Raw genomic sequence first — 11,786 nt, 5'->3', positions numbered from 1 at the left:
ACTTCTCCGGAATTAAGTGACCTTGCGTCTTTCGCGTTTCAACCCCTGAAACCAACGGCGCCTGCAGAGTATGAATCTGTTTCGTGGCACAGGCGAACATATCGCTGGAGTGACCGAATTAGGCCTGGAACTTTGGCCCCCTGCAACTTACAATCCACGGATGACTATCTCTACCGTTCGATTGCTTCAGCACATGGCATGGGCCAATCAGAAAGTCTATCAATCGGTTCAAAGTCTTCCAGACGAATCCCTTGAATCATTCATCGTGAACCCAGAATGGACTGCAAAGCAAATCCTTAGACACATCACATCAGGTGCTGATTGGTATCTCTATTGCCTGGAGGGCGGATCGCTACAGGAAATCCGACGACCATCAAATATGTCGGATGTGGCCAATCTCGCGAAAATACTTGCCGCGTCGGATTCTGAAATAATCAAGTCGGGCAATTCAGGCGATGAGATGTTGACGATAAGTCACAAAGACAAGTCTAGAAAAAATCTGCGCTCAACGATCATTTCACAGACAATTCATCACGCGACCGAACATCGGGCGCAATTGATTGGCGCCCTTGAGTTCAAAGGCTACAAACCTATAAACCTGGATGATATTGATCTCTGGGCATTCGAGAGTGTCTATCCGAATGTAACGTAACTTTATTTCCACCGTGAATATCCGGGACAAGTCAAAATGAAGGCATTTGGATGAAGAGAATGTCAAGAATCTCTCCGAAATGAGTTTTGGTATTGTAATTCGCTACAGATTTCGTTTACGGTGCATCCGTGACGATCAATCGGAAGCTTCTCAAAAAACGTCTCCTTAATCTCAGAATGTTTAGGCGATACTTGCTTCGCAAATTGTTGAGGCGAGGAGTTACCAACAAATCCACCGTCATATTCATTGTGACTTTCCCACGTTCGGGTTCCACCGCTCTTGGAAGTCTTTTTGATTCGATAGGTGCGCCTTTCCACTACTACGGAGAGATCTTTGGATTCAATCAATGGCCAAAATCCATCGAGCGCATAACATTGAATTATCCATTCTTTTCGAGTAGATACCTGAAGCAGTTTTTGCTGAAGAAGAAGACAGGGACGATTCCTTATATATTTGAAACGTCAGGTTTGAAACCCGAAAAGGTACTTCGCTCGATTCAAAAGTCGCCGGGAATCCATGTCTTTAAGATCATGAGTTTCCACTTCCACCCAGAAAAACTCGAGGCTTTAATTGAAGAATTTCACCCCAAGGTCTTTTTCCTACGTCGCAATCATTTAGATAGGTTCATTTCCACCAAGAAAGCTCAAGCCACTGGCAAATGGCACGGTTTCAACACTGATGATGATGTGATTGAGATTGACGAAAAGAGCCTTGCCCACTCTATTGGAGATAGCATCGACTTCTACAACTCCGTTCGGCAATGTTGTTGCTCAAACAATGTCGACTGGCTAGACCTCGACTACTCTGAAGTTTTCTCCCAATCCAAGTTGCGTGAGATCATGGATTTTGCCGGAGTACAGATTTCGCAGAATGATCTCATTTCTCTCATAACCACCAAGAGACAGGATAGTAAGCACCTTTCACGGGAGACCTTCCTCCAAAATTCTCACTCCTCAGGTACCCCTAAGTCACTCGCTGATTACAATTTCGTCAAGGCGGATGATTAGAAACTTAGTTCGCAATGTGGCCACAAAATGCAAAGACTCTTCATAAGCGTCCCATTCGCACTTACGAATCTATATTGATTTCTATTATCTTTCGTAAGTAATTACATTTGTGGGTGCTAGAAATCCTGGCAATCAAATCAATCTCTATTCCAAGGAGACCAAATGTCAGTTCTTGAAGAAGTCTTAAAAGCTAACGCGGAATACGTAGAAAACTTTGGCGAGAAGGGAAAATTTGGCTCACGATTCCAGATAGAAACAGAGCAGTACTAGACGACGTCACTCGGATCCGCAGGCACGCCCTTGTTCCGAGGAATATTCCAATCTATGGGTACGTCTATGACGTAACGACCGGTGCGTTAATTGAAGTGCCCGCGGCTAATGAAGCCGGCGCCGCCTAATAGAGCTCCATTCAGGTCCTCATAGTGTGCTCTTCAAAGATATTACGATTTCGCGGATAGCTCCTGAACGAAGATCAGCGAATTTTCAAAAATGAGGTCGCAGTCGTAGTCAACAGTCGCCACGTGATAACTATTGAGCAATTCGACTCGCTGCTTGCGTGGCGCGCCGATCTCCGCCATAACGATCTCGGTATTTGATACTGGTAGCAAGTGGTCTTCAGCGCTATGAAAAAGAAGCAGAGGAATTTTGATCTGGCCCAAGGTGGAGCGAGAACTCTTTAGAAGTTTATTGAGTTGCACTATTCCCTTGGTCGGGAGAGCGTCGTATGCCCATTCCGAGACCCCAGGACGCTTAATGTCATTGCCAACAGAGGGCAAGTGCGAGCGGAAGAGCGAAAGAATCGGGGCAAATTTAACTGAAGCGCCCGGGATATGAATCATCGGATTCACAAGGACTATGCCAGTAAGGCGATCATTGTGGTGCGCGGCAACATATAAGGAAGTGCCCCCGCCCATGGAAAGCCCGAAAATGAAAACTTTCTCGCAGGTTTTGCCCAACTCGTCCAATTCTTCGACGACTTTTGCGGGCCACTCTTGCCAATGGATCTTGTTCAAGTCTTGCCATTCGGTTCCATGGCCCGGCAATCGCGGCACGCGGACGGTATAACCACGTGCTGCAAAAAATTCAGCCCAAGACCGCATTGAGGCTGGCGAACCTGTAAAGCCGTGGACAAGTAGAATTCCGATCTTGCCTTCAGGTCCACTGCCTCGCACGGCGAAATCTTCCAGGAGTCCTGCGGGTGCATCTGTTATAGCCATGGATGCGAGCGTAGACCTCGTTACATGTCACATCAATCACTTAAAGTTGCGACCATGAAAGTTTCGCCGAGCAACGAGCCGTGGCAGGCAACTTTTGACGAGATTGGACAGCCCCTTTCTCAGACAACTTTCGTCGTAGTAGATCTTGAGACGACGGGGGCCTCTCCCAGTGTTGGAGCGGGAATCACGGAAATCGGGGCAGTCAAAGTTCGCGGCGGGGAGATCATTGGAGAATTTCAAACACTCATAAACCCCGGCGGATCCATCCCAGCCTTCATTACCGTACTTACGGGAATAACAGATGCCATGGTTCTAGAAGCCCCATCCATAGAAGAGGCTTTCCCCACTTTTCTTGAATTCATGGGCTCTGCGACCGAAACGATTCTGGTCGCTCACAACGCGCCATTTGACGTTGGATTTCTTAAAGCATCCGCCACCAATCAAAATTACATATGGCCGCACTATCGCGTAGTTGATACGGCGCGGCTGGCGAGGCAAGTGCTTCATCGCGATGAAGTCCCCAACTGCAAACTCGGGACATTGGCGCTCTTCTTCAATACGCAAACTTCACCGAATCACCGTGCACTCGATGACGCTCGCGCAACAGTGGACGTACTCCACGGGTTGCTTGAAAGGCTTGGATCCTTCGGAGTCACGACTCTGGATGAACTCACTGGTTTCAGCACTCGTATAACAAAGGCACAGCGGGACAAAAAACATCTGATCGCTTCGATTCCCGCAGCCCCTGGAGTTTACATTTTCAAAGGACCAAAGGACGAACCACTTTACGTGGGAACGTCGCGAAATCTCAGGTCACGTCTTCGTACATACTTCACTGCCAACGAGACACGTAAACGGATTCTCGAAATGCTCGCAATGGCGACGCGGATTGACACGGTTGTCTGTGCGACCATCCTCGAGGCACAGGTGCGAGAGTTGCGAATGATCGCCGAGAACCGTCCGCCGTACAACAGCCGCTCAAAAGGACAAGAGAAAGCGACCTGGCTCAAGGTGAGCAAACGACCCTTCCCACGATTTGCTGCGGTGCGTGGGAGCGCTTCGCTTAACGATTCGATAAAGTGGATGGGTCCGTTCTCCGGTGCCGGAGAAGCGCAACTTGCAAGTCAGGCTGTGAGTCGTGCACTTTCTTCTCCTGAAATCTACGACCATGCGGATGTCCGTCTAATCGTAGATTTTCTAAATGAGAAGATGGCAGCGCATGCGATCGAAGAAGAATTTGAATTAGCAGTTGCCATACGGGATCAATTGGAAGCTTTCTTGCGTGGTTCATCTCGCGGCGTTCGGATAAGAACTCTCACTCGGATACCCGAATTGATCGCAGCGCAGCGAATAGAGAGTCCCGCATCTTCACTCTGGGAATTCGTGTGCATTCGTTACGGTCGCCTTGCTGGAAGTGCAGTTTCAAAGCCTGGAGTGGAGATTTGTCATACGATCGAATCGCTAGTAGCGACATCCGAAGTGGTTGTTTCGAATGATTCGATTCTTCCCGCGTCAACCCACGAGGAAGTCGAGAAATTATTGAACTACTTAGATAGTGATGGAATTCGCCTGGTCTCGCTTACGGGCGAATGGGCTTCGCCCATCAACGGGGCACTCGGCGCAAAATTCGCTTTAGAGAAAGTCCGCTCCAGAGATCAAGTCGTTGCTAATTTTTGGGAGAGTTCGATCCAGCGCGTCAATAATTGAGACGCAGCCCCGCTATCAATTGCCTCGATTGCCGCACCCACGCCTTCGTTTAATCTTTCGACAGGAGAACGGTCTAGTTCTCCGCGAAAAGCGGCAATTGCCGCCGCCGAATTGATGACTACTGCATCCCGAGGAGTTCCGTGCTCTCCAGCAAAAATGGCTGAAGTAATCCGGCCGTTCTCGGTTGCGTCTCCCCCAATCAACTCCGACATTGGAGAATATGGAATTCCGAAATCTCGCGGATCAATCTTGATCTCTTTAACTTTGCCCTCGCCGATAACGAGAACGGTAGAAGTGGTTGTCAAAGTGATCTCATCCAGGCCGTCATCGCCACGGAATACAAAGCCATCCACGCCTCTGCGTGTAAGAACCTCGGCCATCACATGGTGTAACCGTTGATCAGCAACGCCTATGGCTGCCGCCTTAGGTCGGGCTGGATTGGCGAGCGGACCAAGAATATTAAATACGCTCGGAACCCCTAAGGCCTTTCGAGCCGACCCCGCGAATCGCATTGCCGGATGAAATTTAGGAGCAAAACAGAAACCAATTCCAAGTTCACGGACGCAAGTTTCAATCGCCGGTCCATCCAGTGAGATAGCCACGCCTAGCGCTTCGAGAAGATCGGCGGCACCGGATCGAGAGGTTGCTGCTCGATTTCCATGTTTTATGACGCGTGCGCCAGCGGCCGCTGCGATGATGGCGGAGGTAGTTGAAATATTAATTGTGTGAGCGACATCCCCACCCGTGCCCACGATGTCGACAGCCCTTTCCGAAATGGAGATCGGAGCGCAATGCAGATACATCTCGTCGACCAGTGCATTCACTTCGCCAGCCGTTTCCCCTTTGGCTCGGAGAAGGAGGAGGAAAGCACTTATCTCGGCGTCATTAGCTCGGCCTTCAAGAATTTCTCTCATCGACCACTGAGCATCCGGCACAGTGAGATCTAAACCCAGTTCAAGATTGTGCAGGACGTATGCCCACGACCCTGGCTGCAGGGTCATCTAGCTGGTGAGTTGTGCCGTGCGCCTGAGCAATCCGGCGGCGACATGCGCAAAGGTAAAAGGGTCGATTGGTGCCAGCACGGTGGCATCGGACCGAGACCAGGCGGCCAACCAAGCATCATCGGGTCGAGCCGTAATCAGCAGGACCGGTGGGCATTGAAAAACCTCATCTTTGAGTTGGCGCGAAACGCCCATCCCGCCCTCTGGAACCGCTTCCGCGTCTAAAATGATTAAATCAGCCGCCTTACCTGGTTTGGAGGCATCAATCACTGCCCGCAGGGCATCCGCTGTGGCGAACTCCGAAATATCGTGCTCGCCCAGGTCGGCGCTCACGCGTTTGCCCAGGGCGCTTAGGATCGCAGCCCGCACCGTTGAATCGTCCGAATAAACTAGAATCTTCTTGCGTGAAGTAGTCGCTCCCATGGCAAGAAGTCTAATGCGTTGGGCACCTTCTTCCTATCAGCCCTTTGCATGTCGAGCCCGATGGGATCGGGTCGGACGGTGCCGAATGATTTGCCTCACGTCTGTCGATCCAACAAATCGCGGACAAACCCCTGGCGGATTAAGCAAATCCGGAGAATTCAGGAATAATACCCCCATGTCAAGCGCCACTTTAGTCACGCCAAAAATCAATCGCCCCAACCTGGTGGCCGTAGGAACAATTGTCTGGTTGTCGAGCGAGCTCATGTTTTTCGCGGCTCTCTTCGCAATGTACTTCACGACGAGAGCGGTGCAAGGTCCTGCCGTTTGGCTAGAGTCAACAAGAATATTGAATGTTCCTTTTGCGGCGATAAATACGACCGTTCTTGTCCTTTCGTCGGTAACCTGCCAATTCGGGGTATTCGCGGCAGAGCGCTTACAGTCAAAACGCAAAGGTCCTCTCTTCAAAGTTTCACGCTGGGGCATGCGCGAGTGGTTTGCTCTCACATTCCTGATGGGTGCCTTCTTCGTCGGCGGACAAGTTTATGAGTATGCATCCTTAGTTCAAGAAGGTGTGACACTTTCATCGCATGCCTACGGTTCGGTCTTCTACATCACCACCGGATTCCACGGCTTGCACGTGACGGGCGGTCTCATTGCCTTTTTGATCGTTTTGATCCGTGCCAACAAAGCCCGTAAATTCACCCATTCGCAAGCAACAACCGCCATTGTGGTGTCTTATTATTGGCACTTTGTGGACGTCGTCTGGATTGCTCTCTTTTCTGCGATTTACCTGATTAGATAGACAAAAAGAACCGTAGGAATATCCACTTGCTACTTGGCAGTTGAGGGTTAAACAATTGAGAGGGAGTAAATCGTGAGACGCCTTTCGCGTTACCGACGACACCGTTTTGCGGGGCCAATTTTGTTGGTCTTCGCGCTATTTATGATTGGCACAACCTTCTCGGTTGCGAGTGCCTCAACCCAGCGAACAGCTAATGCCCTCGCCCGAACGACAGCCATTGACGAAGGGCGTCAGCTCTTTCTTAGAGGGTGTTCGTCTTGCCACGGCCTCAATGCAGAGGGCACATCGGTTGCCACATCACTGATCGGAGTGGGTGCGGCTTCCGTGGATTTCCAAGTCGCTACCGGTCGAATGCCCATGGCGGATATGAGCACTCAGGCTATTAGAAAGAAACCTGCTTACACTCCAGATGAAGTTGCTGCCCTGGTCGCTTATGTATCATCTCTTTCGCCCGGCCCGGCAATTCCTGATCAACAAGTTATGTTCTACGAACGGGATGGAAACACCGCGCAAGGCGGCGAGCTCTTTCGAAATAACTGCGCCATGTGCCACAACTTTGCAGGTCAAGGCGGAGCACTTACGCAAGGTAAATTTGCTCCAACCCTGATGGCATCCACTCCCGTGGAGATCTACGAAGCCATGATTACTGGTCCACAATCCATGCCAGTCTTTGGAGACAAAATCGTTACGCCCGAAGAAAAACTCTCCATTATAAAATGGATCAAAGCAGCACAGAACGAACCGAACTTAGGCGGCGCCTCACTTGGCCGCGTAGGCCCGGTTACAGAAGGTTTACTCATTTGGACACTTGGACTCGGACTGCTGATTGGTATTGCAGTCTGGTTGGCGACGAAAGCGAGATAGCAAATGTCAGATCAAATCGAGCGTCTCCAAGATCCGGGTTTACCGGAGCATGTGCATCGGAAGGCGGACACAGATCCGACCGCTGCCGATAAAGCAGAGCGTCAGATAGCCATTCTCTTTGGGCTCTCTGCTCTCGGAACAATTCTCTTTATTTATGCGTACATCAAAGTGCCAGGGGACACATTCGTTTTTCTTCCCGTTCTTGGAACAACGAATGCACAACAACTTCTCCTCGGCATTGGCCTTACCTTCTCCACCCTCTTTATTGGTTTGGGGGCGGTGCATTGGGCGAAAACCTTGATGCCAGATAACGAAGTAGTCCAAGATCGTCATGAGTTCCGCTCCGAAGATGTTGATCGAATTGATTTCGTAAAGACCGTTAAGGAGCAGGCCGCGGCATCGAACTTAGGTCGACGATCCCTGATCAAACGTTCACTTGGACTTTCACTTGGCCTTCTGGGACTTGTGCCACTCGTTGCTCTGCGCGATCTTGGTCCCCTGCCTAAGAAGTCACTTGAAGAAACCAGTTGGATGAAAGGCACCCGGCTGGTCACCGATCCCGGTGATCGACCTATTAGGCCTTCTGACTTAGAAGTTGGTGCGGTTGCCCAAGTATTGCCAGCGTTGCTCCCAGGCGAGGAGCGAACCCTCAATAACATCGCAAAAGACGCGGTTCTTCTCATCCGCGTTCGTCCCGAGGAGTTCCAACTCTCCCCTGAGCGGCTCGCTTGGACTTATCAAGGGATTATTGCTTTTTCCAAAATCTGCACGCATATGGGTTGCGCGGTTGCACTCTACGAACAACAGACGAAACATCTGCTCTGCCCTTGTCATCAATCGACCTTCGACGTGCCGCGCGCCGCCAAGGTAATCTTCGGGCCAGCGGCCCGCCCGCTGCCACAACTCGCCATTACAGTGGATGCCGAGGGTTACCTAGTCGCCCAAAAACCATTTACAGAAGCAGTCGGACCTAGTTTTTGGGAGCGTTCATCATGAGTAGCGCAGAGAAGAAACTCGGTTCAGTCGCCAACTACGTCGACGAGCGTACCGGTGCCGCAAAATGGTTGAAAAAGAATCTAACTAAGGTATTTCCCGACCACTGGTCATTCATGTTGGGCGAAATTGCGCTGTATTCATTCATCATTCTGCTGCTAACTGGTGTGTTCCTCACATTCTGGTTCGATCCATCCCAACGCGAAGTCTTCTACCACGGCAACTACGCCCCGTTGAGTGAAATCAAAATGTCGGCTGCTTATGCCTCGACTCTTAATATCTCCTTCGATATCCGCGGCGGACTTTTGATGCGCCAAATCCATCACTGGGCCGCCCTGCTCTTCATGGCAGCAATCGTGGTCCACTTGATGAGGGTTTTCTTCACCGGCGCTTTCCGCAAACCGCGTGAGTTCAACTGGATTATCGGAGTCGGGCTTCTTACCCTGGGAATTGTTGAAGGTTTCTTGGGTTACTCACTTCCTGACGACTTGCTCTCCGGTACCGGAATTCGAATCGCTGAGGCGATTATTCAGGCGATGCCAATCGTCGGATCATATTTAGCGTTCTTCGCATTTGGTGGTCCGTTCCCAGGCGAAGTCTTTATTCCTCGCATCTTCACTGTCCACGTCTTACTACTCCCCGGCATCTTCCTGGCACTCATTACCGCTCACTTGATGCTGGTTTGGTACCAGAAGCACACTCAATATCCAGGCCCTGGTCGCACCGAGAAGAACGTCGTTGGCTATCCATTTATGCCTGTCTATATGGCCAAGGCGGGTGGATTCTTCTTCATCGTCTTCGGAGTTACGGCATTCATCTCCGCCGTCGCCTCAATCAACCCCATCTGGCTCTATGGACCATATACACCGGGACAGATTTCCGCAGGTTCTCAACCGGACTGGTACATGGGCTGGCTAGATGGACTGGTGCGAATGTCACCAAATTGGGAATCGCACCTGTTCGGACACACCATTTCCTGGAACATTCTTATTCCAGGTTTGATCATCCCCGGAATTCTCTTCACATCTATGGCGCTCTACCCATTCATCGAAAGTTGGGTGACGGGAGACAAGAGAGAACACCATCTCTTGGACCGTCCACGCAATGCACCAAACCGCACGGCACTGGGCGTGACGGCCTTGACCTTCACAATGGTCACCCTGCTCAATGGAGGCAATGACCTCATTGCAACGCACTTTTCACTCTCAATTAACCAGATCACGTGGATGAGCCGTATCGGGGTACTCGTGCTACCTCCTCTCGCTTTCGTCATCACCAAACGTCTCTGCCTCTCCCTGCAAAGGGCAGACCGTGAATTGGTCCTCCATGGAAAAGAGACTGGTCGTTTAGTCCTGTTGCCGCATGGCGAATTTGTCGAAGTGCATCAGCCCCTGACCGATGCAGAGGCCTTCGCTCTAACGCAGCATGAACAGTTGCAACCTCTAGAGCTGGCAGATGTCGATAGCCACGGCGTTCGCCGCCGAGTGGGGATCGCAAACAAACTGCGTGTCCGAATCAGCCGTGCCACGACAGAGCAAATTGCCAAGCCTTCACCGGAAGATCTCAAGGAGATCGAGCACCACTAATAAACTAGCGTGCACCCGACTCAGTTTCCAACTGATTGGTCTTCGCGCTTACGAGGAATGAGTTTAGATTTGACCCTTTGCAAACAGATCCATGAAGACGTCGACACTTGTGCTCTCCAATTTCTTCCGATTGAGAGAGTAATCCAAAATCATTGTCTGTTGCGCGGGTGAAAAGACTCGCGCCAGATTTGTCCGATATTTCGCGATTAATAGCGGGATACCTTCCCTGCGTCGCCTGGCATGACCTAATGGGTACTCAACAATGACCTCATCCATCACCGACCCATCTTCAAATTCAACCGTTAAGGCATTGGCGATCGATCGTTTGTTTGGATCGTGGTAATCGTCGGTAAATTGCGGATCCTCCTTGCAAATTATTCTATTTCGCAGCGAATCAATGGATGGGTCCGAAGCCACATCATCCTCATAATCTCTCGCGGTGAGTCGACCATAGATTAAGGGCACGGCCACCATGTATTGAATGCAATGATCGCGGTCCGCTGGGTTATTCAGACGGCCTTTCTTATCAATAATTCGTACGCAGGCTTCGTGTGTGCGAATGGTTACCCGTCTGATTTCCTGAGCTGACTTCCCCGCTTCTCGCATCTGCTTATGTATCTGCATAGCAGCCTCAACAGCAGTTTGTGCATGGAATTCAGCCGGGAAGGAAATTTTAAAAAGGATGTTCTCCATTACGTATGAACCGTAAGGGCGCTGAAAACTAAAGGGTTGGCCTTTGAAAAGCACATCATAAAAACCCCATGTTTTCGCCGTGAGCGCCGAGGGGTATCCCATTTCTCCGACTTTGGCCATAAGTACCAAACGAACCGCTCGTGACGTTGCATCCCCTGCCGCCCAAGATTTTCTCGAACCTGCATTTGGAAAATGTCGGTAAGTTCTAAGAGACTGTCCATCAACCCATGCGAGAGAGAGTGCATTCAAAGATTGTTCATGCGTGAGACCCATCATTTTCGCCACAACGGCAGTCGAGGCAACTTTCACCAAAAGCACATGATCTAGGCCGACGCGATTAAAGGAATTCTCCAATGCAATGCAGCCCTGAATCTCATGCGCCTTAATCATTGCCGTGAGCACGTCCCTCATCAGGAGCGGTCTTTCTCCTGCTGCCACCGCACTTCTGGAGAGCCAGTCTGCCACCGCGAGAATTGCTCCCAAGTTGTCAGACGGGTGTCCCCATTCAGCAGCCAGCCACGTGTCGTTAAAATCCAGCCAGCGGATCATGGTGCCGAGGTTAAAAGCACCCTGAACTGGATCAAGTTGAAAATTTGTCCCCGGGATTTTGACGCCATTTTCAACAACTGTCCCCGGGACCAGCGGCCCTAAGAGTTTGGTACAGGCAGGGTACTCAAGTGCCTCCAGACCGCATCCAAGTGTGTCCAGTAGACAGTTCCAAGCAGTTTCATATGCTAAGTCGGAGTCAACTTCGTAGTTCTCAACGTAATCAACAATATCAACGATAACTTGGTCGAATTCCTGGGTTGAATTGTCCTCGCTCGTTGCCACAGAGATACGC

At 50.6% G+C, this 11,786-nt stretch carries 11 protein-coding genes and 1 pseudogene; 8 read left to right on the top strand and 4 right to left on the bottom strand.

Features of this window, described 5'->3' with window-relative positions; genetic code table 11:
• Positions 1 to 160: 160 nt before the first annotated feature.
• From VMW30_05020 to VMW30_05010, 3 genes and pseudogenes are all read left to right on the top strand, one after another.
• A complete protein-coding gene (locus VMW30_05020) occupies positions 161 to 652 on the top strand; it encodes a DinB family protein (protein HUW87723.1) in 492 nt (163 codons plus the stop codon).
• Positions 653 to 780: 128 nt separating this feature from the next.
• On the top strand, positions 781 to 1,659 hold the full coding sequence (locus tag VMW30_05015; protein HUW87722.1) for a sulfotransferase domain-containing protein: 879 nt from the start codon (positions 781 to 783) through the stop codon (positions 1,657 to 1,659).
• 221 nt (positions 1,660 to 1,880) lie between these two features.
• Positions 1,881 to 2,057 (top strand): annotated as a pseudogene (locus VMW30_05010) (carbonic anhydrase).
• A 42-nt stretch (positions 2,058 to 2,099) separates the two neighbouring features.
• Here VMW30_05010 and VMW30_05005 read toward each other — a convergent pair.
• Complete coding sequence (locus VMW30_05005; protein HUW87721.1) at positions 2,100 to 2,876, bottom strand: alpha/beta fold hydrolase; 777 nt, start codon at positions 2,874 to 2,876, stop codon at positions 2,100 to 2,102.
• Between the two features lie 54 nt (positions 2,877 to 2,930).
• Here VMW30_05005 and VMW30_05000 point away from each other — a divergent pair, with 54 nt between their 5' ends.
• A complete protein-coding gene (locus tag VMW30_05000) occupies positions 2,931 to 4,583 on the top strand; it encodes a DEDD exonuclease domain-containing protein (protein ID HUW87720.1) in 1,653 nt (550 codons plus the stop codon).
• Here the strand turns inward: VMW30_05000 and trpD are convergent.
• Together trpD and VMW30_04990 are read right to left on the bottom strand one after the other, a co-directional pair.
• A complete protein-coding gene (trpD, locus tag VMW30_04995) occupies positions 4,532 to 5,584 on the bottom strand; it encodes an anthranilate phosphoribosyltransferase (protein ID HUW87719.1) in 1,053 nt (350 codons plus the stop codon). The two genes, VMW30_05000 and trpD, sit on opposite strands and share 52 nt — an antisense overlap.
• Entirely contained in the window at positions 5,585 to 6,007 is a 423-nt protein-coding gene (locus VMW30_04990; GenBank protein ID HUW87718.1) for a hypothetical protein, read from the bottom strand.
• A gap of 175 nt (positions 6,008 to 6,182) precedes the next feature.
• On the opposite strand from VMW30_04990, the gene VMW30_04985 reads away from it, so the two are divergent.
• The 4 genes from VMW30_04985 (at position 6,183) to VMW30_04970 (ending at position 10,252) form a co-directional block, all read left to right on the top strand.
• Positions 6,183 to 6,809: a heme-copper oxidase subunit III gene (locus VMW30_04985; GenBank protein HUW87717.1), complete on the top strand. Its 627-nt coding sequence runs from the start codon at positions 6,183 to 6,185 to the stop codon at positions 6,807 to 6,809.
• Positions 6,810 to 6,881: 72 nt separating this feature from the next.
• A complete protein-coding gene (locus tag VMW30_04980; GenBank protein ID HUW87716.1) occupies positions 6,882 to 7,673 on the top strand; it encodes a cytochrome c in 792 nt (263 codons plus the stop codon).
• A gap of 3 nt (positions 7,674 to 7,676) precedes the next feature.
• Positions 7,677 to 8,669: a Rieske 2Fe-2S domain-containing protein gene (locus tag VMW30_04975; GenBank protein ID HUW87715.1), complete on the top strand. Its 993-nt coding sequence runs from the start codon at positions 7,677 to 7,679 to the stop codon at positions 8,667 to 8,669.
• Positions 8,666 to 10,252, top strand: a complete 1,587-nt coding sequence (locus tag VMW30_04970) for a ubiquinol-cytochrome c reductase cytochrome b subunit (protein HUW87714.1) — start codon at positions 8,666 to 8,668, stop codon at positions 10,250 to 10,252. The genes VMW30_04975 and VMW30_04970 overlap by 4 nt, the downstream gene beginning before the upstream one ends.
• 63 nt (positions 10,253 to 10,315) lie before the next feature.
• Here the strand turns inward: VMW30_04970 and VMW30_04965 are convergent, their stop codons facing one another.
• Positions 10,316 to 11,776: a bifunctional 2-methylcitrate dehydratase/aconitate hydratase gene (locus VMW30_04965; protein HUW87713.1), complete on the bottom strand. Its 1,461-nt coding sequence runs from the start codon at positions 11,774 to 11,776 to the stop codon at positions 10,316 to 10,318.
• Between the last annotated feature and the right edge of the window lie 10 nt (positions 11,777 to 11,786).

This window comes from Candidatus Paceibacterota bacterium (assembly GCA_035530615.1).
Lineage (GTDB): Bacteria > Actinomycetota > Actinomycetes > Nanopelagicales > Nanopelagicaceae > QYPT01.
The sequence above is the reverse complement of the archived record's forward strand: the minus strand, read 5'-3'. Positions and strand labels throughout refer to the sequence as shown.